The sequence below is a fragment of the Corynebacterium tuberculostearicum genome, from assembly GCF_030229345.1.
Taxonomy (GTDB): domain Bacteria; phylum Actinomycetota; class Actinomycetes; order Mycobacteriales; family Mycobacteriaceae; genus Corynebacterium; species Corynebacterium tuberculostearicum_G.
In genome coordinates this window covers 38,341-62,358 of the sequence record NZ_JASPGP010000006.1, presented here as the reverse complement: position 1 = coordinate 62,358, position 24,018 = coordinate 38,341, and the positions used below count along the sequence as shown (strand labels likewise).

At 59.0% G+C, this 24,018-nt stretch carries 24 protein-coding genes; 19 read left to right on the top strand and 5 right to left on the bottom strand.

What is annotated here, in order from left to right; all coding sequences use genetic code 11:
* Positions 1-5 precede the first annotated feature (5 nt).
* Together QP884_RS05775 and QP884_RS05770 are read left to right on the top strand one after the other, a co-directional pair.
* A complete protein-coding gene (locus QP884_RS05775) occupies positions 6-1,133 on the top strand; it encodes a M24 family metallopeptidase (protein ID WP_284821224.1) in 1,128 nt (375 codons plus the stop codon).
* Entirely contained in the window at positions 1,133-1,879 is a 747-nt protein-coding gene (locus tag QP884_RS05770; RefSeq protein WP_284821222.1) for an SDR family oxidoreductase, read from the top strand. The genes QP884_RS05775 and QP884_RS05770 overlap by 1 nt, the downstream gene beginning before the upstream one ends.
* Positions 1,880-1,892: 13 nt before the next feature.
* Here QP884_RS05770 and QP884_RS05765 read toward each other — a convergent pair whose 3' ends face one another.
* The gene (locus QP884_RS05765) at positions 1,893-2,678 is read right to left on the bottom strand and encodes a precorrin-3B synthase (RefSeq protein ID WP_284821220.1); all 786 of its coding nucleotides are present in this window, start codon (positions 2,676-2,678) and stop codon (positions 1,893-1,895) included.
* Positions 2,679-2,763: 85 nt separating this feature from the next.
* Between QP884_RS05765 and QP884_RS05760 the strand changes: the two genes are divergently transcribed.
* Genes QP884_RS05760 through QP884_RS05750 form a run of 3 tightly spaced genes read left to right on the top strand, consistent with a single transcriptional unit; the run spans position 2,764 to position 5,794 of the window.
* A complete protein-coding gene (locus tag QP884_RS05760) occupies positions 2,764-3,366 on the top strand; it encodes an FxsA family protein (protein WP_284821218.1) in 603 nt (200 codons plus the stop codon).
* Between the two features lie 2 nt (positions 3,367-3,368).
* Positions 3,369-4,895, top strand: a complete 1,527-nt coding sequence (lnt, locus tag QP884_RS05755; RefSeq protein WP_434736450.1) for an apolipoprotein N-acyltransferase — start codon at positions 3,369-3,371, stop codon at positions 4,893-4,895.
* A 5-nt stretch (positions 4,896-4,900) separates the two neighbouring features.
* Positions 4,901-5,794, top strand: coding sequence for a polyprenol monophosphomannose synthase (locus tag QP884_RS05750; protein ID WP_284821216.1), 894 nt, complete (start codon positions 4,901-4,903; stop codon positions 5,792-5,794).
* A gap of 79 nt (positions 5,795-5,873) precedes the next feature.
* On the opposite strand, the gene QP884_RS05745 is transcribed toward QP884_RS05750, so the two are convergent.
* Positions 5,874-6,257, bottom strand: a complete 384-nt coding sequence (locus QP884_RS05745; protein WP_023021567.1) for an RNA polymerase-binding protein RbpA — start codon at positions 6,255-6,257, stop codon at positions 5,874-5,876.
* A 130-nt stretch (positions 6,258-6,387) separates the two neighbouring features.
* On the opposite strand from QP884_RS05745, the gene QP884_RS05740 reads away from it, so the two are divergent.
* The 4 genes from QP884_RS05740 (at position 6,388) to QP884_RS05725 (ending at position 9,609) form a co-directional block, all read left to right on the top strand.
* Positions 6,388-6,729 (top strand): hypothetical protein, encoded by a 342-nt coding sequence (locus QP884_RS05740; RefSeq protein WP_034655353.1) that lies wholly within the window; start codon positions 6,388-6,390, stop codon positions 6,727-6,729.
* Positions 6,730-6,732: 3 nt separating this feature from the next.
* Positions 6,733-7,434, top strand: coding sequence for a YceI family protein (locus tag QP884_RS05735; protein WP_284821215.1), 702 nt, complete (start codon positions 6,733-6,735; stop codon positions 7,432-7,434).
* 14 nt (positions 7,435-7,448) lie between these two features.
* A complete protein-coding gene (locus QP884_RS05730) occupies positions 7,449-7,613 on the top strand; it encodes a hypothetical protein (protein WP_239229809.1) in 165 nt (54 codons plus the stop codon).
* Positions 7,614-8,700: 1,087 nt separating this feature from the next.
* A complete protein-coding gene (locus QP884_RS05725; protein WP_284821214.1) occupies positions 8,701-9,609 on the top strand; it encodes a Dyp-type peroxidase in 909 nt (302 codons plus the stop codon).
* A 26-nt stretch (positions 9,610-9,635) separates the two neighbouring features.
* Here the strand turns inward: QP884_RS05725 and QP884_RS05720 are convergent, their stop codons facing one another.
* Positions 9,636-10,949, bottom strand: coding sequence for a class I SAM-dependent methyltransferase (locus tag QP884_RS05720; protein WP_284821213.1), 1,314 nt, complete (start codon positions 10,947-10,949; stop codon positions 9,636-9,638).
* A gap of 233 nt (positions 10,950-11,182) precedes the next feature.
* Here QP884_RS05720 and QP884_RS05715 point away from each other — a divergent pair, with 233 nt between their 5' ends.
* The 4 genes from QP884_RS05715 (at position 11,183) to QP884_RS05700 (ending at position 15,743) form a co-directional block, all read left to right on the top strand.
* Entirely contained in the window at positions 11,183-12,526 is a 1,344-nt protein-coding gene (locus tag QP884_RS05715) for an NAD(P)/FAD-dependent oxidoreductase (RefSeq protein WP_284821212.1), read from the top strand.
* Between the two features lie 246 nt (positions 12,527-12,772).
* Positions 12,773-13,585, top strand: coding sequence for a hydroxyethylthiazole kinase (gene thiM, locus QP884_RS05710; RefSeq protein ID WP_284821210.1), 813 nt, complete (start codon positions 12,773-12,775; stop codon positions 13,583-13,585).
* Positions 13,586-14,215 (top strand): thiamine phosphate synthase, encoded by a 630-nt coding sequence (thiE, locus tag QP884_RS05705; protein ID WP_284821209.1) that lies wholly within the window; start codon positions 13,586-13,588, stop codon positions 14,213-14,215.
* Positions 14,208-15,743: a bifunctional hydroxymethylpyrimidine kinase/phosphomethylpyrimidine kinase gene (locus tag QP884_RS05700; protein ID WP_284821208.1), complete on the top strand. Its 1,536-nt coding sequence runs from the start codon at positions 14,208-14,210 to the stop codon at positions 15,741-15,743. Before thiE ends, QP884_RS05700 begins: the two co-directional genes overlap by 8 nt.
* Here QP884_RS05700 and QP884_RS05695 read toward each other — a convergent pair.
* Positions 15,740-16,342, bottom strand: coding sequence for a class I SAM-dependent methyltransferase (locus QP884_RS05695; protein WP_200436133.1), 603 nt, complete (start codon positions 16,340-16,342; stop codon positions 15,740-15,742). The genes QP884_RS05700 and QP884_RS05695 overlap by 4 nt on opposite strands.
* Positions 16,343-16,450: 108 nt before the next feature.
* Between QP884_RS05695 and QP884_RS05690 the strand changes: the two genes are divergently transcribed.
* Entirely contained in the window at positions 16,451-17,524 is a 1,074-nt protein-coding gene (locus QP884_RS05690; RefSeq protein ID WP_284821207.1) for a magnesium and cobalt transport protein CorA, read from the top strand.
* A 23-nt stretch (positions 17,525-17,547) separates the two neighbouring features.
* Entirely contained in the window at positions 17,548-18,714 is a 1,167-nt protein-coding gene (locus QP884_RS05685; protein ID WP_284821206.1) for a saccharopine dehydrogenase family protein, read from the top strand.
* Here the strand turns inward: QP884_RS05685 and QP884_RS05680 are convergent.
* Positions 18,711-19,157, bottom strand: coding sequence for a PaaI family thioesterase (locus QP884_RS05680; protein WP_005324747.1), 447 nt, complete (start codon positions 19,155-19,157; stop codon positions 18,711-18,713). The genes QP884_RS05685 and QP884_RS05680 overlap by 4 nt on opposite strands.
* A 59-nt stretch (positions 19,158-19,216) precedes the next feature.
* Between QP884_RS05680 and gndA the strand changes: the two genes are divergently transcribed.
* The 4 genes from gndA (at position 19,217) to QP884_RS05660 (ending at position 23,837) form a co-directional block, all read left to right on the top strand.
* Positions 19,217-20,668 carry an NADP-dependent phosphogluconate dehydrogenase gene (gene gndA / locus QP884_RS05675; protein WP_284821205.1) on the top strand — a complete coding sequence of 484 codons (1,452 nt, stop codon included), beginning with the start codon at positions 19,217-19,219 and terminating at the stop codon, positions 20,666-20,668.
* A 107-nt stretch (positions 20,669-20,775) separates the two neighbouring features.
* On the top strand, positions 20,776-22,074 hold the full coding sequence (locus QP884_RS05670; RefSeq protein WP_284821204.1) for a DEAD/DEAH box helicase: 1,299 nt from the start codon (positions 20,776-20,778) through the stop codon (positions 22,072-22,074).
* Positions 22,075-22,093: 19 nt separating this feature from the next.
* Positions 22,094-22,942, top strand: coding sequence for a 3-methyladenine DNA glycosylase (locus tag QP884_RS05665; protein ID WP_284821203.1), 849 nt, complete (start codon positions 22,094-22,096; stop codon positions 22,940-22,942).
* Positions 22,943-22,982: 40 nt separating this feature from the next.
* Positions 22,983-23,837 carry a hypothetical protein gene (locus QP884_RS05660; RefSeq protein WP_284821202.1) on the top strand — a complete coding sequence of 285 codons (855 nt, stop codon included), beginning with the start codon at positions 22,983-22,985 and terminating at the stop codon, positions 23,835-23,837.
* Positions 23,838-24,018: the final 181 nt, after the last annotated feature.

The window sequence follows — 24,018 nt, the reverse complement described above, 5'->3', positions numbered from 1 at the left end:
GGGGCATGACTGATACTCAGACTTTTTCCGCTGATGTCTACGCCCAGCGTCTGCACGCCGCCCAAAAGGCAGCTGCAGACAAGGGCATCGATCTGCTCCTCATTGGCACGGGACCAGACTTTGCCTACCTCACCGGCTCCTGGGTTTCTTCCCACGAACGCCTGACGGTCTTGGTTGTGCCGCAGCGGGGCAATGCATGGATTGCCGCGCCTAATACCGATATCACCGATATCAAGGCTGCTCCAGTAGGTGAGCTGGATGTAGAGTTGCGTGGCTGGAATGACGGAGAAAATCCTTATGAGCTTGCACTGCGTGGCGCAGGCGACGGACTAGGCAAGGTAGCGCTGGGACAGTCGCTAACGGCAGACCACGTGCTGCGTTTCCAAGATCTGCTTCCACACGCCAGCTATGAACTGGCCACTTACGCACTGGCCGAACTCTTTACCCGCAAGGATGAGGCTGAGATTGCTGAGCTGCGCAAGGCTGGCCATGCCATCGACGCAGTCCACGCGCAGGTACCGCAGCTTTTGCAGGCCGGCCGCACCGAGGCCGAGGTGGCCCACGAACTCGAAAAGCTCATCCTGCAGGAGCACTCTGTTATCGATTTCGTCATCGTCGGCTCAGGTCCCAACGGTGCCAACCCGCACCATAGCTTTTCGGATCGCGAGTTGGCTGAGGGCGAGCCAGTCGTTGTCGATATCGGAGGCACTCTGCCTTCCGGCTACCACTCCGATTGCACCCGCACCTACGTAGTGGGCGGGGATATTTCCAAGGCTCCGCGGGATTTCCAGGATGCCTATGCCGTGCTTGCCGACGCCCAAGCTGCCGCCCGCGCCGCAGCCCACCCCGGCAGCACCGCCGCAGACATCGATGCCATCACCCGCAAGGCGATCTCGGCAGCAGGCTGGGGCGACTACTTTGTCCACCGCACTGGACATGGCATCGGCCTGTCCACGCACGAAGAGCCTTTCATCATGGAAGGCAACGATCTCGCCTTGGAAGAGGGCATGGCCTTTTCCATTGAGCCGGGTATCTACTTGGAAGGCAAGTGGGGTATGCGTTTGGAAGACATCGTGGTGCTGACCAACGATGGCTACGAGTCCCTGAACCAAGCTCCGCGTGACGTCCGTTAATGGCTGGCGTACTGATTCTGGGTGGCCGTAGCGACATTGGCGGAGAAATCGCTAGGCGAGTAGCCCCAGGCCAAGATATTGTGCTCGCCGCTCGAGGCACCCACGGAATGGAAGGCGTGGAAGGCCGGCTCCGGGCGGCGGGTGCGCGCAGCGTCCATCTGCTTGATTTCGACGCCGCAGATTTTCCGTCTCACCCCGGGGTTGTCGATCGCGCCATAGAGCTGGCAGGTCCCCTTGAGCTTGCAGTCGTCGCCTTTGGCATCTTGGGCGATCAGCAGCGGGCAGAACGCGATGCTTCCCACGCGGTCGACATCGCCACAATCGATTATGCCGCGCAGATTTCACTGCTTACGCTGGTTTCCCAGCGCATGCACCGCGGCCATATCGTCGCCTTTTCCTCGATAGCAGGCTGGCGGGCCCGCCGGGCAAACTACGTGTACGGATCTACCAAGGCCGGTCTTGATGCCTTTTGTCAGGGGCTGGCGGACAAGCTGCACGGCAGCCAGGTAGCCCTTATTACCGCGCGTCCTGGCTTTGTCATCGGCAGCATGACGGAAGGAATGAAGCCAGCGCCGCTTTCTGTACGACCAGCAGATGTGGCCGAGGCAGTTGTCGGCTGCATTGACCGCGATGCACGGCGCGGTAAGCCGCGTTCGCGCACCGTGTGGATTCCTCGGGCCCTCCAGGGCCTCGCGTGGGTCATGCGGCTTGTACCGCGCCCAATATGGCGGCACATGCCGCGCTAGATCCTGAGTTCTTTTAATCTGCGCGCAGCAGGGGAGAGTTGATATCGAAGATAAAACCGCGTGGGGCGAGTACTCGCAGTACCACTTCGGCGTCGCCCTCGGCAATATTGTGAAAGACTAATCCGCCCCACGGGGTGACGGTGATGTCTACCTCTAACTGGCCGATAAGGTGCGCAAACTCGGCAGGGATGGCGCCGCGGTGCACGCCCGCGCCGAGGTCAACTACGCCCGCAGGCAAATGATCATCTAACCAGCCAATGGGTCCGGGTTCTGCCAAGGCGGAAGACTTGTGCTCAGCGGAATCCGCGTGCTGGAGCACCTTCTCATAGTGCTGGGCAGCAGCCTGTGGAGTCAGTGGGGCAGAGGGGGCGTCGTCAAGCGGGGAACGCTCAAGGCGCAGGGCTCCGTCCTCGTCGATGCTAAGGCTGACTGCGGCCGCGCCGGTTGGTACGTCGTCGTGGGCGATAACGGCAATCCCGGGACCGCCTTCCGCCGCTCCCAGCTCAGCCGCGATATCCTGGGCCGTGTGCTTGGCCTCCGCCGACAAAGGCGAAGCCAGCACCGGCATCGGCGTGGCGCGCAATTGCAATTCCTGGAGCTGCTTATTGAGTGCTTCCACGTCTTTGATCCCGCGAAGCTCGATTGCGGAGAACCGGTCGATGTAGACATACCCATCCGCACAAGCACTCGCGCACTGCGCCAAAGTGACCCAATCCTGGGCGTGGGTGCTGCCGCCGGCAACGTGGATGCGGATGCACGTGCCGTACTGGGGGTCTTCAAAAAGCGCAGGAGTAAACATGCGCACTAGTCTAACCTGCCACGGCTGCAGCTTCGCGCATGAGTGTTGCCAGCACTTTATCAGTCTGCCTCGTTAGACTGAGGCCATGCCGTTTATGTATTTTGCTCTCTACATGGTCGCAGAGACCCTGACCTTCTGGGCCGTCTCTCAATGGATCGGTGTTGGCTGGGCGCTTATCGCACTTTTTGTCACCATGTTCTTCGGAATGTCCATCGCTGGCATTGAAGTGCGCCGCTTGATGGGAAAGCAGGTCGAACGCACAGGGGACGGTACATACGTCGTGCGCGGCGGCAATGTGGGCAAGACTGCCAGCAATGTGGGCCTTACCTTGGTAGGCGGCATGTTGCTTTCTTTGCCGGGCTTCTTGACGACGATCCTCGGAGCCCTCTTTATCTTCTCGCCGACCCGCGCCATTTTCCGCACGATGATGGCGGCCTCCTTGTACCGCAAGATCGAAAACATGGGCGTTAAGATCTACGAGGCCACCCCAATGGCACAGCAGCACGACTCTTATGGCGACTTTGGTTCCTTTGGTCGTGGCCAAGCAACACAAAGTGGGCACCCCAGCACGCAGGATGCTGGCCCGCATGAAGTGTTGGATGAGGAAGAGATCCGCCGTTGGAGCGAGAACCTGGATCCAGATGACTTCGGACCCTCCGGTGGCGAGTCCAAGGGCGGAAAGAGCTAGTGATGCTGATTCTTGCCCGCCTTGTTGTGGCGGGCCTTTCCGGTCTGCTCACGTATGCCGCCATCGAGCCCCGTGGCTGGTGGTGGGCTGCCGTTGTGGGCGTGGGCTTGCTGTACGCGAGCATGCTGCCGTGGGGAACTAGGCACGTTTCCGCCCGTGTGGGCGCGCTTCTTGCAGTAACACATTCGCTCGTGCTGTATCTGCTCACACTGCCTTGGATCGGCGAGCTGGTGGGCAGCGGTCCATACATCGCTTTGGCTATATGGCTTTCGGTATACGCCATTGTGCTGGGCCTTGGCGGCGCGGCAGTAGCGCGGTGGAAATACGGTTTTATTGCCTTCCCGTTCTTCTACCTCGCGGTGGAGGTGTTGCGTTCTTCGGTACCTTTCGGCGGTTTTTCTTGGGTGAAATTGGCTTGGGGACAAATCGACGGACCGCTGGCCAACCTGGCTCCGTGGGGTGGAACCTCGCTCATTACCGCAGCCACGGTTCTGTGCGGCTGCGGCCTCGCTGCGCTGCTGATTCAACGCGGGTGGAAGACTAAGGGTATCGCTCTCTTGGCGGCTATCCTTCCCCTCGGAAGTGCAGCGGTGGCAGGCTTTGGCATCAACCGAGACGATTCCACTGTCGGGGAAGCAAAGGTTGCCGCTATCCAGGGAAATGTACCTCGCATGGGCCTAGATTTTGCCGGGCAACGCCAAGCGGTCCTCAACAACCACGTAGCCGAAACAAAAAAGCTGGCCGCACGCGAAAAAGACATTGACCTAGTCATCTGGCCCGAAAACTCCTCTGATATTAACCCATTCCGTGACGGCAAGGCAGCCTCGGCGATCAGCGGCGCCGTCGATGCGATAGACGCACCTGTATTGGTTGGCACCGCTACACGGGATGAGGTGGGAGCACGCAACACCATGCAGGTCTTCGCTCCCGGACATACGGTGGGAGACCATCACTACAAGAAGTACCTGCAGCCCTTCGGTGAAACCATGCCCATGCGGGATTTCTTTGCCAAGTTTTCTGACTATGTGAATTTGGCCGGTGACTTCAAACCCGGCGACGGCCCAGGCGTTGTCTCCATGGCGGGAGTGCCGGTAGGCGTGGCAACGTGCTACGAGGTCTCCTTCGATAACGCCTTTAGCGAGTCGGTGAAAAATGGCGCACAACTGCTGACCACTCCCACCAATAACGCCACCTTTGGCTATTCCGATATGACCTACCAGCAATTGGCCATGAGCCGATTGCGCGCCATGGAGACGGACCGAGCCGTGGTGGTGGCGGCGACTTCCGGCGTATCCGCCATTGTTCACCCGGATGGACACGTTAGCCAGTCCACGGAGATTTTCACGCCGGAGGCATTGGTAGAACAGTTGCCCTTGCGTAGCGGAGAGACCTTTTCCGTCAGGTTTGGTTCGCCCCTGCAATGGCTCATGGTTATTATTGGAACAGTCTGCGCACTGGTAGCTTTGCGCACAAACCGCCTGCGACGCACCCCGCGCCGCTCCGGCACAGATACATACGTAGGAGCATAAACACTGTGAGCACGCTTGAATCCTCGACCTTGGTCATCATCCCGACCTATAACGAGATCGAAAATCTTCCTCTCATTACTGGACGCGTCCGTGAGGCCGTCCCAGAGGTCCATATCCTCATCGTGGACGATAACTCTCCCGATGGAACTGGTGACAAGGCCGATGAGTTTGCAGCACAGGATGACCACATCCACGTTCTCCACCGCGAGGGCAAAGGCGGCCTGCTAGGCGCTTATATCGCCGGCTTTGAGTGGGGCTTGGAGCGCGACTACCAGGTGCTGTGTGAGATGGATGCAGACGGCTCCCATGCGCCGGAACAGCTTCACCTGTTGTTGGAAGAGGTGGACAAGGGCGCGGACCTAGTTATCGGCTCCCGTTATATCCCGGGTGGCGAGACCGTCAACTGGCCGGCTTCTCGTGAGTACCTGTCCCGCTTGGGCAATATCTACATCTCCGTAGCGCTGGGCGCTGGCCTGTCCGATATGACCGCTGGTTACCGTGCGTTCCGCCGCGAGCTGCTCGAGTCCATCGACTTTGATGAGCTATCCAAGGCCGGTTACATCTTCCAGGTTGATCTGGCCTTCCGTGCCGTAAAGGCTGGCTTCGACGTTCGGGAGGTTCCCATTACCTTCACCGAGCGCGAATATGGCGAGTCCAAGCTGGATGGTTCCTTCGTGAAGGATTCCTTGCTCGAGGTAACCAAGTGGGGCGTTGCTCATCGCGCTGAGCAGCTGCAGGATTTTGGCGGCGCCGTATCCAAGTTGGTCAACCGTGAAGTCAAGGACGGCTCCATTCATGACCTAAACGTTAAGGCCCGCAAGGGTGCCGGCTGGGTTTCTGACTTCGCCAGCGAGATTGGCCATCTGGCAAAGCACCAGATTGCGCAGCTCAAGAAGTAGGCGCCACCGCAACGCATAAGGCCCGTACCGTCCCTTAGTCAGACTAGGGAGGTACGGGCCTTTTTGCTGCCGCAGAACTTTAAGAGTTCTTTTGCTGCTGCTCCTGCTGTTCCTTCAAGAGGCGAGCTGCGGAACGGCGGCGGGAGCGCAGGTGGTTAATGCGCTCTTCAAGCAGCTCATCGAGCTCCTCGATGGAGCGGCGCTCACGCAGCATATCCCAGTGGGTGCGTGGTGGCTTAGCGGGCTTAGACTCAACGCCTTCACCTTCTACCAGGTGGCCCAGCTTGCCGTTCTTGCACATCCATTCTTCAGGGATTTCAGCATCATCCGCGAAAGGCACCTCATAAATCTCGCCGTCTTCGGTGCGGTACTTCACCATCTGGCGCGGTGCGAGGTCGTGGTCGCGGTCGGTTTCGTAGCTGACTGCGCCCATACGGCTGCCACGGAGTACGCGATCTGCCATGCAACATCATCCTTTTCAAAGAGATCCCTGATTGAGTGCGAAGCAAAACTTCGCCTAAGAGCTACCAATTATAACGAACACCCACGCGTCTTTGTTCCCAGCCCGCCCAAAATGAACTAAAGTGTATCGGGTGATCCGTACAGCTAGTCGTGAACGCAACGTCGGTTCCTGCCAATGGTGTGGGAAGGACATTGACCAAGGCGGTAGGGGACGGCCACGGAAGTTTTGCAGCGCCTCCTGTAAGCAGCGTGCTTATGAGCAAAGAAATAACGTCAGTGGCACGGGGATTCCCGCCAATGCCGTGATCCTCACTCCAGAAAAGGCAGAGAGTTTGCGCGACGGACTTTTTGAACTACGTTGTTCCGCAGAAGATATCAATACCGCCGCGGAGGAAGGCGCTAGTGCGCAGGAGCTTGCAGGTTTGTGCGAAGAGCTTGTTGCCCTGGCGCGACGCCTAGAAGGACTTCGATAGAAGATGAAAAAGCTTTTTTATAACCGCAAGCTCGTCATCACCATCTTTGTGGTGCTGATTGTGTTGCTCACCGCCGTGGCCATTGGCCCGATGGTGTATTCGCTCCTCAAGGGCGCCGGAGTAAAGACCGAACCAGTTTCCGCCGACGGCGCAAAGGCCGCATCAACGGAGCTCGATGGCACCTGGGAGGTAGCCAAGGGCCGTGCCAATAACCATACCTCGGTTGGTTTTACCTTTAATGAGGTTCTACCTGCGGAAAAGACCACCACATCGGGTTCAACCACGGAGGTAACCGGCCAGGCGGATATTTCTGATTCCACCCTGAAAACCGCCACGGTCACCGTCGATATGGACGAGCTGACCACGGATAAGAAAGTCCGCGATCAGAACATGAAGTCCAAGCTCTTTGAGACCCAGCTTTTCCCAGAGGCATCCTTTGAGCTCACCAAGCCAGCCTCGCTTGCCGACGTCCCGGATGACGGCACCATTGGCACAGTCAAGCTCACCGGAGACCTGACTATCAAGGATGAAACGCACGAGATTTCCCAAGACTTCGACGTTCTTCGCGATGGAGATCAGATCGTCATCGGCGGCACCGTGCCAGTTGATCGACTTGATTATGGCGTGGAGACCCCGGAGATGCTGGCCGCGAAGGTCGAGGAAAACGGCGAGGTAAATCTCCGCATTTCCTTCGAGAAGAACTAGCGAGGGCTTAGCCTGTGAATTCCCGCCAGATCATCCCGTTTATGTGGCTGCGCCTCGTCGTCGTCATCGGCTTTACCATTTTCGTAGCCGTTCAACAGATGTGGGTCATTGTGGCCATCTCGGTTCTTTTGGCGCTGTTGACTATCTGGCAGCTGTGGAGCGCTTACCGGAATCGCTAATTAGACCTTCACGGTTTTGGGGAAACCTCCTCCAATAACGTCAGTGTGACGTTATATAGTGGTGTAGTTGGTCCCGCCAGTAGGGCGTATTTTCGCCCAACATTAGGTTTTTCGGTCGCCGAGCGAAACACCGCCGCCAAAGGTTGATCCCGGAATGAAGAACTCCCGAAATATAGATGGGCCCGGCCGCCGCAAATCCGAGCTCCAATAAGCTACAGCCGGAATCGATACCTGCGCCAGAGTCTGGCGGACGACGGATGGTGCGGCAAGGACCGCGGGGCGTCGCCAAGCAAAGCGTCGTAGCGTTGCGTGGAGGGTTAAGGGAGCTGAACCGGAAACCAATAGATGGGCCGGGAAGATGTGTTAGCACTCGAGCGCTTATGGAGACGACGCACGATAGCCTCCGGATATCTGTAATTGTCCGATAATGTACATTATGTCATTTTAACCAGGGGTGGCATTCCCCCTTTTAGCTCCTGACTCCATACATCGATACCTGCACCTCGCTTCTGTCGTTCGCTCCTGACAACACGCGCCCGAATGAAGCTTCCCAGATGTGCCATTCCTTCACGACAATTGGGCTCTCGTCATTTCTCATACGGCGGATGACTTCTTTCTCGGCTAGGCCTCTCGTAGCACATGCGGCCTTAAGCTCTGGATCGAATTCAGCGTTCGACGGATCCGATCCCTGCGCGTGTCCACCGCTAAATACGATATAAACCACTTCCGGATGGTGTTCTACATCCAGTGGACCTTTCCACCCACGCAGGTGTGCCTCTTCAGTCCAACAGGTTACCCCTGAGCGGTCTACACATTGTCCCATCGCTTTTTCTTGAGCGCGCGTCAGCGCAACTCCTGCAAAAGACTCATCATATGAATCGTCATTCCGCGCAAACAATACGAAGAGCCGCGCGGTTCCTTTTCTTCTACTTCTTCGTATCCATGTCCACATCTTCTCACCCGGCTATCGGTTAGTTTTCAACCAAAATGCACACTAGCGCATATAACGGCCAAGCAGGTCTCTATCAGGAGCGATTCCAAGCCGGCGAACGTACCTCATCTCCACAGGGTGCGTAGAATCGACAACATGACGATTCAGCACGTAGTAGATAAGCCTTCCCGCGCAGCTCTCTTCCTCGTCCTTGAAATCAAGGACGGTGGCGAGCAGGCCACTCGCGATATGCTCACGGGGTTTGCCGGACTGTTTAAGTCCGTTAACTTCCGCTACAACGAAGGCGAGCTTTATACCGTAGTCGGCATTGGTGCTTCCATGTGGCCGCGTTTGACCAGCGCGCCTATGCCGGAACGCCTGAAGGAATTTGAGGCAATCGATGCCGCGCATAAGGCCCCGGCCACGCCGGGCGATATTCTTCTCCACTTCCGTGCGAATACCTATGACCTGTGCCATGAGATGGCCCGCCAGGTACTGGATCAGCTGGGCGATGCCGCCAGGGTTATCGATGAGACCCACGGCTTTAAGTACTTGGACCAGCGCGATTTACTAGGCTTTGTGGATGGCACCGCCAATCCCCTCGCCGAAGAGGCCTTAGATACCGTGCTGCTTGGCGACAACGCCGACTACCCTCGTGGCTCCTACGTCACCGTCCAAAAATATATCCACGACCTGGCCAAGTGGAACGAGCTGAGCACCGAGGAGCAAGAAAAGGTCATCGGCCGCACCAAGGCCGACGATATCGAGTTGGATGACGATACCAAGCCCACTAACTCGCACGTCGCCCTCAATGACCTAGAGGAAGATATTTACCGTGAGAACATGGTCTTCGGCCCTTTCGCCGCGGGTGAGATGGGCACTTACTTCATCGGCTATGCCAAGGACCCCGAAAACGTCATGGAACGCCTGCGCAATATGTTCATTGGCAAGCCGGAGGGAAACTACGACCGTATCTTGGACTTCTCCACCGCGCTTACTGGCACCAACTTCTTTGTGCCCAGTGCGGATCTGATGAAGAACTTCAACGAGCTGCCGCCGGCCTAAGGGCCGCCCGCCTTACGGCCGGCCGCCTAACGCCGGCCCCCGCGGTTGCGGTGAGCCAACCCAAATTGCACCGAGTCAATCATCCCGAGCGTCATAAGGGCCTCACGGAGGGCAAATTGGAAGGTCCATAAGCGACGGAAGACTGGGTCGAACCCAGCGGCCGCTGCTTCTCGCAGGTGCCCGTCAAAAAAGGATCGCTGCTGACGCAGGGATTCCAAGTAATGGGTGCCTACGTGTGTTTCGGACACGATGCGCAGGTTAGAGTTCTTATCCACTAGCTGGTGCATCTCCGTGGTGCGCGGATAGTCCAACCCCGGCCACACATAGGCTCGCAATGCCTGAAGCGAGGCCTTACCGGCCTCCGTCATCGACTCGGTCGCCACGATGGACTGGATTCCCGCCCGCCCATTAGGCGTCAAAAACCGATCGACTGCGCGGATATATTCTTTGCGCTCGCTGGCGCTGAGTTGTTCTACCTTTTCTACAGTGACGATTGCGTCATAGTGCCCGTGCCATTGCTTAGGGTTCGGGACGACACCGGGAATGCGCTCGACATGGATGGAATCGTCTGCCCCCTCTAGTACGAGGGCCTCGCGCATGTGGCTCATTTGGTCCACATCACTGGTCAAAACGTCCACCGTAGCGCGTCGCTTAGTCGCCCGCATCGCTGGCTGCATTCCGGCAGCCGGGTACACCAACAGGTGGGTTCCGGCGCCGGTGCGGGTGCCGTCAAGCAGCCAATCCGCTGCGCGGCGCTGCGCATCTCCCAGGTCATCCCTGTCCACACTCGTGGGCTCACTCAGCGTCGTGACATCGACGAAGTGGCTCTTCGGCTCCTTGCGGCCGGCCTTGGGGCTATAGCTTTCCACCGTTTCCCTAATGGTGGTCGGTACGCCACTGGAAAAAATCCCACCTACATGGCTTAATCCATCGCCGGCATAGAGCCGAACCAATTCCAGTGGCAGCTCCCCTGGCTCCGACTTACCAGCACCAAGCATTTTGGACTTGGGGAGGTAGCCTGCTCCCAATAGGCGGCCGAGCACCTTTACCAGCTGCGAGGAGGAAGTGACGGTCCACTCTCCTGCCATGTAGCTTTCCGCAAATCCCAACCAACCGCTAGCGGCAATGCGCTCAAACAAGGCATCATGCCCCACCTTGAGATCTGGTCCATCTTCGGCTTCGAGGTCCAGTTCTAGACCGGCATCATCGCAGGCCTTGGCAAATTCAGCCTCTGCCCGGCGGGCTTTCATTCCAGGCCAACGAGATGCGGGAACCGTAGCCACATTGGGCCAGGATTCTGCATCGATAGAGCTCAAATACTCAGGGCGGGTAAAAGACATAATGCCAGGTGCGCTCCTTGGTGGGCGGAGGAAGTCACTATCCGGAACAACCTTAGTCAGCTTTGTGCGCACCCCGGTTTAGGCGCTCCGCACAGCCGCGCCGGTTCTTCCCACGGAATCCGCAACGCAGGGGCGGAAGTTTATCAGTCATTAAGTATGCGCGTTCTGTTTGAAGTGTTTAGACTGTACAGGTACAAAACATTAGCTTTCTTAAGGAAGGTCGCATTAAATCCATGACTGATACCCCTTATCGCCCCAACGGTGGCCGCCACCACGTCGTCGTGGTTGGCGCCGGCTTCGGTGGTCTCAACACCGTTCAGAAGCTGAAGAACGCCGATGTGGAAATCACCCTCATCGATAAGAAGAACCACCACCTGTTCCAGCCGATGCTGTACCAGGTAGCAACCGGCATGATTTCCGCCGGTGAGGTTGCCCCTTCCACCCGCCAGCTGCTGCGCGATCAGGACAACGTCCACTTCGTCAACGCTGAGGTAACTGATATCAATCTGGCGGACCAGACGGTGACCGCCGAGCAGGACGAGTTCTCCCGCACCTATGCTTATGACTCCCTGGTTGTCGCCGCGGGTTCCGGTCAGTCCTACTTTGGCAACGACCACTTCGCCGAGTTCGCCCCCGGCATGAAGACCTTGGACGATGCCCTGGAGCTGCGTTCTCGCATCATCTCGGCCTTTGAAAAGGCTGAGCTTACTGACGACCCCGCAGAACGCGAGCGCCTGCTCACTTTCATCATCGTTGGTGCCGGCCCAACCGGCGTTGAGCTCACCGGCCAGATTGCCGAATTGGCAAACCGTACCCTCAACGATGTCTACTCCAACTACGGCACTACCTCCGCCAAGATCTACCTGCTCGATGGCGCCCCACAGGTACTGCCACCATTTGGCAAGCGCCTGGGCCGCAAGGCGCAGCGCACCTTGGAAAAGGAAGGCGTACAGGTTCACCTCAACGCCATGGTGACTGATGTAACCGCAGATACCGTCACCTACAAGGACATGAAGACCGAGGAAGAGGCCACCCTGACTGGTGCTACCAAGATCTGGTCCGCTGGTGTGGCCGCTTCCCCACTGGGCAAGATGGTTGCAGAGCAGGCTGGTGTCGAGGCAGACCGCGCAGATCGTGTCTCCGTGAACGAGGACCTGACCGTAGGCGAGCACAATAACGTCTACATGATCGGTGACATGATCTCCCTCAACCGCCTGCCTGGCCTGGCACAGGTTGCTATCCAGGGCGGCGCGCACGTCGCAAAGCTCATCCAGGCCAAGGTGGACGAGGAATCTACCGCAAACGAGAAGGAGGCTTTCGACTACTTCGACAAGGGCTCCATGGCCATCGTCAAGCGCTTCAACGCCGTCGTTAAGCTGGGCAAGACCGAGTTCGGCGGCTTTGCCGGTTGGGTAGCATGGCTCGGCCTGCACCTGACCTACGTCATTGGTCTGCGCAGCCGCTTGGCCGTGCTGGTCAACTGGGCAACCAATATCCTTTCCCGCGATCGCGGCAACCTGGAGATCACCACCCAGCAGCGCATCGCACGCAATATCATTAACAAGAACGAGAAGTAATACCTCCTCGCTCGCATCGCCGCCCCACCTGCTGGAAAGCAGGCTCTGGGCGGCGATTTTTATTTTCCCTGGCTACCTGTTGCTAGCGCCGGCGATACCACTACTGTGGCGACCGAACGCCGATTTTCGCACATAGTTTCCGTGACCTTTGTTAGGCTGAGACACGCAACATGGGGTGCCGCACGCGGTGCGGCTGAGAAATACCCATCGAACCTGCACTCAGTTAGAACTAGCGAAGGGATAGTTGTGGATTATGCTTTTCTGCGCGCACACGACGCTGTGCGCGAGTCCACGCCGCTTATTCAATGTTTGACCAATAAGGTCGTCAGCAACGTCACCGCCAATGCCCTGCTGGCCATCGGGGCTAGCCCGGCGATGGTCGATACGCCGGAGGAATCGCGCGAATTCGCCCAGGTAGCCAGCGGCGTACTCATCAATTGCGGCACGCCCAGCTCAGAGCAATACGGCGGCATGCGCGAGGCTATCGCTGGGGCGAACTCCGCCCACACCCCCTGGGTACTCGATCCGGTAGGCGCCGGTGGACTGAACCACCGCACCGAATTCATGCACGAGGTGCTGCCACTCGGCCCGGGCGCAATTCGTGGCAACGCCTCAGAAATCATCGCCCTCGCAGGTACTGGGCAGGGCGGCCGTGGCGTCGAATCTACCGATGGCGTGGAAGCCGCCCTAGATTCGGCAGTAGCACTTTCCCGGGATACCGGCGCCGTCGTGGCCATTTCCGGCCCGCGGGACCTTATCGTCCATGTCGGCGATATAACTCGTGCCGTCTACCTCGAATCGGGGCACCCGATGCTCCAAAACGTCATCGGTACAGGCTGTTCGCTTGGTGCTATCTGTGCCGCATATCTGGCAGCGTGGGAGGATCCTTTCGAAGCGACCATCGCCGCCCACGCACACGTTGGCGCGGCAGGTAGCGTGGCCGCCGAAAAACACCACGCCCCCGGCTCCTTTGCCGTCGCTTGGCTGGATGCGCTCTACGATGTCCCAACGGCGGACATCGAGGGCCTGGTCAAGCTCACTGACGTCGAGGAGGTTTAAGTGTCTATTGACTGGACTCTCTACCTGGTCACCGATCCAGATCTAGCTGGCGGGCGAGACAACGTGGTCTCCATCGTGCAGGAGGCTGTACGCGGCGGCGTTAGCGTCGTCCAACTCCGGGACAAGGAAGCTAGCGATGAACAGATTGAGCGCACGGCCCGTGAGCTGCTGGGCGTACTGGGCAATGTCCCGCTATTTATCAATGACCGCGTGGAGGTGGCCGCAAAACTCGGCTGCCACCTGCACATTGGGCAGGATGATATGGCTTTTCGCGAGGCCCGGGAGAAGCTGGGTGAGGGCCAGCTTATTGGCTTATCCATCGGCAGTAGCGACGAGCTTGCTGCTATTGCGGACGATGCACTGCCGGATGTCATCGGCATCGGGCCCGTGCATTCGACCGCAACGAAGAAAAACGCCCCGGCCGGCATGGGTACGGCTGCGGCCGCAGCACTCGCCCACGCCGCACGTGAGCGTGGCATCGAGTCCGTCGCCATCGGCGGAATCAAGACCCATAATGCGCACGAGCTGGCGGGCAGCGAGTTTGCCGGAATTTGCGTAGTCAGCGACATTATGGCGGCCGAGGACCCCGCAGCAGCTGCCGCCCACCTTAAGGAGGCTTTCCATGGCTAAAGGCATCTATCCCCGAGTACTGTCCATTGCCGGAACCGATCCCACCGGCGGAGCAGGAATTCAGGCCGATCTGAAATCCATCTCTGCCGCAGGCGGCTACGGAATGAGCGTGGTGACTGCGTTGGTGGCTCAAAACACCCAGGGGGTCCGCAGCGTCCACGTACCACCGGTGGACTTTCTGCAGGAGCAGCTAGACTCCGTCATCGACGATGTGGAGGTTGATGCGGTAAAGATTGGCATGCTTGCCGACGCCGCCATTACCGCCAAGGTCGCAGACTTCCTGCGCCGCCTGCCGGACGATGTTCCCGTGGTACTTGATCCGGTCATGGTGGCTACCAGTGGAGATCGTCTGCTGGAAAACGACGCAGAACAGGCCGTGCGCGATCTCTGCTCCCAGGTGGACCTCATCACTCCCAACTTGAAGGAATTGGCAGTCCTTACCCAGACGGACGAGGCAAGCGATCTTGAGCAGGCCATTGCCACGGCGAAGGAATGGGCGAAGGGTGCTGGTACCGCGGTCGTCGTCAAGGGCGGGCACCTCGATGCCGACATCGCCGACAATGCGGTGGTTAATGCGGATGGGGCTGTGCACCGCGTTGCTTCCAGCCGTGTGGACACGAAGAATACGCATGGTACTGGCTGTTCCCTTTCCTCTGCCCTAGCCACGCGCCTGGGAGCCGGCGATAACCCCGCCGCAGCTCTGGTTTGGTCCACCCAGTGGCTGCATGAGGCAATTGCTAATGCGGATGCGCTTCACGTGGGCAAGGGACACGGACCCGTGGACCACCTGCACCGCTCGCAGCGTCTCATGCAGGCGGCCTCTACCCTGCCCCAGCCTTACCTATCCGGCGGTTTGGAAGAACCGGAAAACGTCGATCAGCCCCGCGTTCCCGCGGCTGGTCCGCACACGCAACGTCTGTGGAACCTAGCCGGGGATCACTGGGAGGCGATCAAAGCGCTGCCCTTTATTCGGGCCTTGGGCACGGGAGCGCTGGAGAAAGATGCCTTTGGCTTCTACCTCGACCAAGATGCTCAGTATTTGAATGCCTACTCCAAGGCGTTGGCTCGCCTCGCCAGCCAAGCCCCAGAAGCGGCACAGCAGCTGCACTGGGCTGAGGGAGCGCATGATTGCCTGGCGGTGGAGGCGGAGCTGCACCGCGGCTGGCTCAAGAGCGATATCACGACCGCAGCCTCCCGGGTAACTAGCGCCTATACGGATTTCCTGATCCGTTCGACGCACACGGATGACTACGTGGTGGGCGCTGCGGCGGTACTGCCCTGCTACTGGCTATATGCAGAAGTAGGCCTCCACCTCGCAGAATTTGATTCCCCCGAACACCCCTATCACTCATGGCTCTCCATGTATGGCGGTGAGGACTTCCTCAACGGGGTTCGCGCGAGCCTCGAGATCGTCGAACAAGCTCTCGCCGGGGCGGATGAACGCACCCGCCTGCGTGCCGAGCGCGCCTATATCACCGCCAGCCACCATGAGGTCGATTTCTTCGACCAAGCCGATAGGCGCTTTTAGGCCAGCAGGTCTGAGCCGGGTCGCGAAAGGACGGCGACCAAGAAGGTGGAATGCTCCGAGAAGAGCTTCATGTCCCACGAGGAGAAAGTGAAGTCGACTCGGTAGCCCACCTTCTGCGCCATGTCGAGGAAATCAGCAAATTCCCACCCACGGCCCTCGCCAAAGCCGGTGACGAGGCGACCACCGGGCTTGAGGGAATTATAGATATTGCGCAGTGCGGGCTCGCGGCCGTCCTTGGCTAGAAAGCCCATGACATTGCCTGCGGATACGGCGATATCAAAGGGGCCTTCTGGCACCTCTTCCTCGCACAGATCTCCCACGAACCATTGCCCCTCTGGGAAATCGTGCTCAGCGTGCTCGATGAGAATGGGGTCAACGTCGACGCCCACAACGCTGTGGCCACGGCGAAGCAGCTCGCCGCCCACGCGGCCGGTGCCACAGCCGGCATCGAGGATGGTGGAGTTGCGCTCCACCATGGCGTCGATAAGCCGGGCCTCGCCGTTGATGTCCTTACCCTGTGCGGCAAGCACCTTCCATTTGCGAGCAAAGTTATGGGAGTGCTCGGGATTAGCTTCGGTTACTTCTTTCCACGTAGGCATAGATTCGATTATATTACCCGGCTTCGGTGTAAGATTTACCCGCTGCGTAAAATCGCCGCCTGCCCATTGGGAAAATACCCGCACTACCGCGCAAAGGAGGCTGAAAAGATGCCATCCGTACCTTCACCCTTTAGGGGCCGCAAGAAACCCGAGCCTCCTAGTAAGCCCACTTCCCTGCCGGTACCACCGGAGCGAGCCATCGAACATTGCCGCGTCTTTGTGGATGGCGAGGCGCTTCCCGGGGAGTATTCCACCAGCTCCGCGCTGGAAGCCATTGAGGAATACGGCCGCGGATTTATTTGGGTGGGCCTGCATGAGCCCTATGAGTCCCAGATGACCAAGGTGGCCTCTCAGTTTGGCATCCACGAACTTATCGTGGAAGACGCCGTTATGGCCCATCAACGCCCGAAACTCGAGCGCTACGATGATCAGCTCTTCGTTGTCGCACGATCCGTGAACTACCGCGATCATGATGAGGTCACGGATAAGCGCCAGATCATTTCCACCGGTGAGATCCAGATGATCATGGGCTCCAACTTCATCATCACCGTGCGCCACGGCGCAAAGCTGCCCAACCTGGCTTATACGGTAGAAGATGAGCAGGACTTGGTAGAGCTTGGCCCGGTGGCCATGGCTTGGAAAATCCTGGATATGATGGTGGACCGCTACTCGGAGATTTCCCGTCTTATCAGCATCGAGGTCGATGAGCTGGAAGAAGAAATCTTCACCCCGAACCTCAAATTTGATGTAGACCGCATCTACATGTTCAAGCGTGAGGTGCTGGAGATGAAGCATGCCATTGACCCGCTCTCGGTGGCACTGAAATCCATGGTCTCTGACCACAAGGATTTAATTTCCAAGCAATTGCGCTCCTACCTGCGCGATGTCAACGACCATGAGCTCGTGGTCAAGGACCAAGTATCCAGCTTCGATGAGCGCCTTACCTCGCTTATCGACGCCTCGGTGGCCAAGGTAACGATGCAACAGAACTCGGATATGCGCACTATTTCCGCGGTCGTTGGCATGTGGGCCGCGCCTACCCTGGTGGCGGGTATCTACGGTATGAACTTCGACATCATGCCGGAGCTGCACTGGGCGCTGGGATACCCCATGGCGATTATCATTATGATCTTGGTCGTCGTGGGCCTGTGGGCTTGGTTCCGCAAGAACCACTGGCTCTAATCCCTCCGGTACGCTCGTGCACTATGAGCGATATCACTGTTTACGGCGCTACCGGGCTGGTTGGCCAATTGGTGGCGCGCTACCTTGCCTCGATTAACGCGCCCTCGGTGACTCTGGCCGGCCGGAACCGACCGATGCTCGCCGCGCTGCGCGATGAACTCAATCCGCACTGGGACATCGCCATCGCCGCCGCCGATGATGCTGACGCTGTGGAGCGCATGGTGGAAGGTACCAAGGTGCTAATCACCGTGGTCGGCCCCTACAGCGTGTATGGTGGCCACGTCGTTGCCGCTTGCGCGCGCCATGGCGTAGATTACGTTGACCTCTGCGGTGAGGTTCCCTTTATTCGCCGCAGCATCGACTCCCACCACGCCACTGCCCAATCCACGGGTGCGCGCATCGTTCACTCCTGCGGCTTTGATTCCGTGCCCTCGGATATGGGCATGCTTAATCTCTATCAGGCGGCAGGAAAGCCGTTTGCACGGGTGCAGATGGTCGTCGACAAGCTCAAAGGCGGAATCTCACCGGGCACCATCGAGTCTTCCCTGCAGGTCTCGCATGCTGCGCACGCGGATAAAGAGGTAGCCCGCAACCTGCACAATCCTTACTCGCTGGACCCGGATCCCAAGGCCGGGCCACGCTTAGACGGCCTACAAAAAGACTTTGAAATTAAAGAAGTCGACGGCGTGGGCTGGGTAGGACCATTTTTCATGTCCATGTTCAATACCCGCGTGGTGCGCCGCTCAAACGCTCTGCTGGGGCGCGCGTGGGGAGCACGCCTGTTTTACAAGGAAGCATGGTGGGCTGGCACCGGTCTTCCCGGGCGCGCCCGCGCCTATGGGCTGGCGCTCGCCACCAAGATACTTTTCGATGGCACCCAATCGCGCCTGCGCCCGCTGGTGGAAAAGATCCTGCCCAAACCCGGCCCTAAGGGCGCACATTTCCAGGTCAGCCACCACGGCATTACCGAAGATGGCGAACGCTGGCGGGCAACTGTGTCGGCACAAGGCGACCCAGGCTATGAAGTCACCGCAATGATGCTGAGCCAGGCTGCGCTTTGCTTGCTCGATTCGCGCTCTCATGCCGGCCGTACAGGTGGCGTACTCACCCCGGCCACCGGGCTTGGCAAGCCCTATCTTGAGCGGCTGTCCTCCCACGGCATGTCTTTTACCGCCGCTCGGGTGGACTAGCGCAGAATCATAGTGCGCAAGGTGGTGCGGGCGATCAGCTCGCGGCCTTGCCGCATCTCGACGCTCCACACATGGGTGCGGCCGCCTAGCTGGACTGGCGTAGCAACGGCTTCTAACTCGCCCTCACCTGTGGAGCGAATGAAGTCGCTGGAGTTATTGACGCCGACCGCGGGGGCGTCGGCAGCCGCAACGCTGGCAATGGAGGCCACGGTTTCTGCGATGGAGCAATACAACCCACCGTTGGCTACTCCCCAGGGTTGGTGATGCTCCGGCAGCACCTGCAATTTCGCACGGGCCTCGCGCGGGCCCACGTGGGTGAACTGCAGCCCTAGCAATTCCGCTAGGCCGCCGTTTAAGGCATTGAGAGACTCCAGTTCTTCTGCATTAAGCACCCGCGTGTGCGCGAGGTGGAGCAAGTCATTGAGTTTTTGCGTATCCGACATAGTCCACCAGCCTAACCGTTGATGCCAGCACTGCGCCCTAGTGACGTAGGATAGGCAGCATGACTGATAAGAATGAACTTGCTCAGATTGGCGTCGTGGGATTGGCGGTCATGGGCTCTAATTTGGCCCGTAACTTTGCCCGCAACGGCAATACCGTAGCGGTATATAACCGCAGCCCTGAAAAGACCCATGCGCTCATTGAGGCTCACGGCGAGGAAGGCAACTTCGTGCCCTCGGAAACTATCGAGGACTTTGTGGCTTCTTTGGAGCGCCCGCGCAAGGCAATCATCATGGTCAAGGCTGGTAAGGCCACCGATGCCGTCATCGATCAGCTGGCCGAGGCCATGGACGAGGGCGATATCATCATCGACGGCGGCAATGCCTTGTTCACTGACACCATTCGCCGCGAGAAGGACGTAGCCGCCCGCGGCAAGCACTTCGTTGGTGCCGGGATCTCCGGCGGCGAGGAGGGCGCGCTCAACGGTCCGGCCATCATGCCTGGCGGCCCCAAGGAATCGTGGGAGACCCTCGGTCCGATTCTTGAGTCCATCGCTGCGAATGTGGACGGCACCCCGTGTGTAACGCACATTGGTGCGGACGGCGCTGGCCACTTTGTCAAGATGGTCCATAATGGTATCGAGTACGCCGATATGCAGGTCATCGGCGAGGCTTATCAGCTGCTGCGCTATGGCGCGGGCATGGAGCCGGCCGAAATCGCAGAGGTTTTCCGCGAATGGAACTCCGGCGACCTCGATTCTTACCTCATTGAAATCACCGCCGAGGTTCTGGCCCAAAAGGATCCGGAGACTGGCGCCCCGCTTGTCGACGTCATCGTGGACGCCGCCGGCCAGAAGGGCACCGGCCGCTGGACCGCCATCAACGGCCTAGAGCTCGGCGTTCCGATTACCGGTATTGCCGAATCCGTCTTCGCCCGCGCTCTGTCCTCCTCCACCGCGCAGCGCAGCGCTGCTCAAGAAGGCCAGCTTCCCGCCGGCACCATCAAGGCGCTGGACGTGGACAAGGCAGAATTCATCGAGGATGTGCGCCGCGCGCTCTATGCCGCCAAGCTCATTGCCTACTCCCAGGGCTTTGACGAGATTAAGGCCGGGTCCGACGAATTCGGTTGGGACGTTGACCCGCGCGATCTAGCAACCATCTGGCGCGGCGGCTGCATCATCCGCGCCAAGTTCTTGGATCGCATCCGCGCAGCCTACGATAATAATGCGGACTTGCCCGCCCTCATTCTCGACCCCTACTTCAAGGGCGAGCTGGAAGACCTCATCGACCCGTGGCGCCGCGTGGTCGTCGCTGCTACCCAGCTGGGACTTCCGGCACCGGTCTTTGCGTCCTCCCTCTCCTACTACGACAGCCTGCGTGCCGAGCGCCTGCCGGCCGCTCTCATTCAGGGCCAGCGCGATTTCTTCGGCGCCCACACCTTCAAGCGCACCGACAAGCCAGGCACCTTCCACATTGAGTGGTCCGGTGACCGCAGCCTGACCCAGACCGACTAGGTTCGCATTGACTTGATTGGGGCCCTTCGGGGCCCCTTTCACTTTTCTGGCAGGCGTGTTGATTCGAATGCGGCGATTCGACTCGCTGCCGATAGGATGGGAAGGCGATGACTACCTTTGCCGATCTCGGCCTCCCCCAGCGCCTAGTGCACGTTTTGCGCAACCAAGGCATTACCGAACCGTTTCCTATTCAAAGAGCCGCGATTCCCGACGCCCTTGCAGGCAAAGACGTACTCGGCCGCGGCCCTACCGGGTCGGGCAAGACCTATACCTTTGGCTTGCCCATACTCGCCCGCCTTGCCAGAACCGGTGCTTCCAAGCCAGCTCATCCCCGTGCGCTTATTCTTGTCCCGACCCGCGAGTTGGCTACTCAAATTTATCAGCGCCTTGATGAACCTGCGGCAACGCTGGGCTTAAGAGTGCTCGCTGTCGTGGGCGGGGTAAATATCAATCACCATATCCGCTCCCTCGCCCGCCCCGTTGATGTTCTTGTCGCGACCCCTGGCCGTGCCCAGGATCTAGTTGACCAGGGCAAGCTGCATTTGGATGCGGTCCAGATCACTGCGCTGGATGAAGCCGACCAGATGGCCGATATGGGCTTTTTGCCCCAGGTACGCAAGCTGCTGCGCCTAACTCCGGCTAAAGGCCAGCGCTTGCTGTTTTCGGCGACGCTTGACGGCGACGTCAACAAGCTGGTGGAGCAATTCCTCCATGATCCGGTAGCCCACTCCACTGCGCCAGTGCAAGCTGCGGTGGATTCCATGTCCCATCACCTCTTTTTCGTCGGCGAGCGCCCCGCCCGCAACGAGGTGGTGCTGCGCATTGCTGCCCGCCAAGGCAAAACCATCATGTTCATGCGCACCAAGCACGGCGTGGACAGGCAGGTCAAGAAGTTGCGGCGCGCTGGCATCAACGCGTACCCGCTGCATGGCGATAAAGGCCAAGGCGCGCGTACCCGCGCAATCGAAGGCTTCGCCGATGGCAGCATCCCAGTCTTGGTCGCCACCGATATTGCCGCCCGCGGCATCGATATTGCGGACGTTTCACTCGTTGTTCACGTCGACCCGCCCGCGGAGCACAAAGCCTATCTCCATCGCGCCGGCCGCACGGCACGCGGCGGTGCTGCGGGTACCGTGATCACTTTGGTCATGGATGAACAACGCAAAGAAGTAGACGCTCTAATTAAGAAAGCCGGGGTCACAGCTACGGAGCACGATATTTCTCACCGTGACAATCCTGCAGGTGCGCCGGTACTTAAGGAGATTACGGGTGCTCGCAAGCCCAATGGCCCTGCCCTTCCCCCGCCCGGGCAGGCCGTACCCCAGAAACCAGCGAAATCTGTCAAGAAATCCAATTTCCAACGCCGTCGCTCAGGCGGCAAAGTCGCCCGCCGCCGACGCCGCTAAGTCAAGGAGGTTAACTCTCATGCGTATCTTGAGCCCTGAGGAATGGAGTGCTCAACAGCATGAACACGAAAGGCAAGCCACCGACCGTTTGGAGCGCTTCCGGCATCCTGGCAGCTACCACCCTGTTTTCGATTTTCTCTTTGAGTACTACCCGGTACGCCCTTCTCACCTAAAGCGCTGGCACCCGGGTGTAGGAACTGCGCTGGCAGGCACTCCTCCGCACGCTGAATGGCGGGATTACCACGCCACCCCAGACGGCGTTACCGTCGACTTAGCCAGTTTTCTAGACCGTCGTGGTGACTCGGTTCGGTATATCTCTAATCTGCTTCGGCGTTCCGCTACCAATCCCGCTCACTTTGACTGCTTCGGTCTGCATGAATGGGCAATGGTCTACCACACGGATTCCCCGCGACATTCGCTGCCCTTGCGGCTTGGTGCGGACGGGACCAATCGGGTTGTCGATGAGCACTCAATTAAGTGTTCTCACTATGATGCCTTTCGGTTCTTTACCCCTCCCGCTCGGCCTCTTAACCTCACTGTCCTGCATCGTGAGGAGCAGCCCGACAATGACCAGGCAGGCTGCGTACACGTCACAATGGATTTATATAAGTGGGCCTGGAAGCTGGGACCACTGGTTCCAGGCGAACTTTTCCTTGAGTGCCTGGATCTGGCGATTGAAGCGCGCATCCTTGACATGGAGGCGTCCCCTTATGACTGCCGTGATTGGGGACTTGGCGTCGTGCCCATCGAAACACCTGAGGGCAAGGCCGAATACGTCTCGAGGCAAAGAACGCTGGCGCACAAAGCTGAACCACTGCGAGACCGGCTTGTCGCTGTGATGGATCAGGCACTTGCCCCGCTAGAATGAGCCATTAACAACGGCAGTTTGCTTGGGAGGAAGACACCACATGGCACGGCATTCAAACGGGAAAAATAGCTTCGCAGTAGCGGGATGGGTTATTGCGGTGGCTATTATCACGCTGCTGGCCATAATCGCCCTGGTGGCCTTCCTTTTACGCGGCGCGGGCAACGACGACGGCGAAGACTCCGCCGCACCCGCCGCAGTGGAAGGCAGCACCGAGGCTGCACCGGAAACCAGCACGGCAGCTGCTTCCAGTGCTTCCAGTGCTTCCAAATCCGCTGCGCCTACGAGCTCTTCTTCCCGGAAGAGCTCCGCTCCAACGACGAGTTCCGCAGCAGCTCCCAAGCCCGATGTGACGATGGCGGCAAATACGCTCCTGCTCTTGGATACCTCTACGGCCATGGCGCCGATGTACGGCCCTGTATCCAAAGCCTTGGGCACCACTGCTTCTGACCTAGCCGCTGACGGCGGAGCAGTTTCTTTGTGGAACTACTCCTCTCCTATCTCCGAGACCGCCACGGTTGGGTTCCGACAAAACCTGGGCTTTGGCGATGGCAACGCTGTATCCGGCACGCTCAGTGGCTTTGGAACTGGCGGTGTTCCGCAAACGCGCAGCGCCGTTGTAGCAGCTGTCGCGAATGCCGCCGATCAAGCCGCTGGAACTGGCGACAAGGCACGCGTAGTCGTAGTAACTACTGGCACCGAGCAGGACATGGATGATGCTCAATTCACGTCCGCTCTTGACGACGCCACCTCCAAGGACGTTTCCCTCAGCGTCGTCCATGTCGGTGAAGGCAATGTCGATGCCGCACTGAAGTCCGCAGCCGATAGCTTCACTACCGTTGATTCCACCGATGAGACCCAGCTTTCGGGAGCAATCAACAAGGCCGCCGGCATTTAACGAGGAACCGAGTTTTCCCAGCACCGTACGAAGTCTCGTGCGGTGCTTTAATTTTTTGCCCTCAAAAAGACTAGAGCTCTCATACAACCCACCCACGGGCACTTCACCCGATTTAAGCTCAAGGCCGGCACGGGCTCTAAGTCAGAGCTCGACCTCGATCCCGTGAGCCACGCAGCGCGGA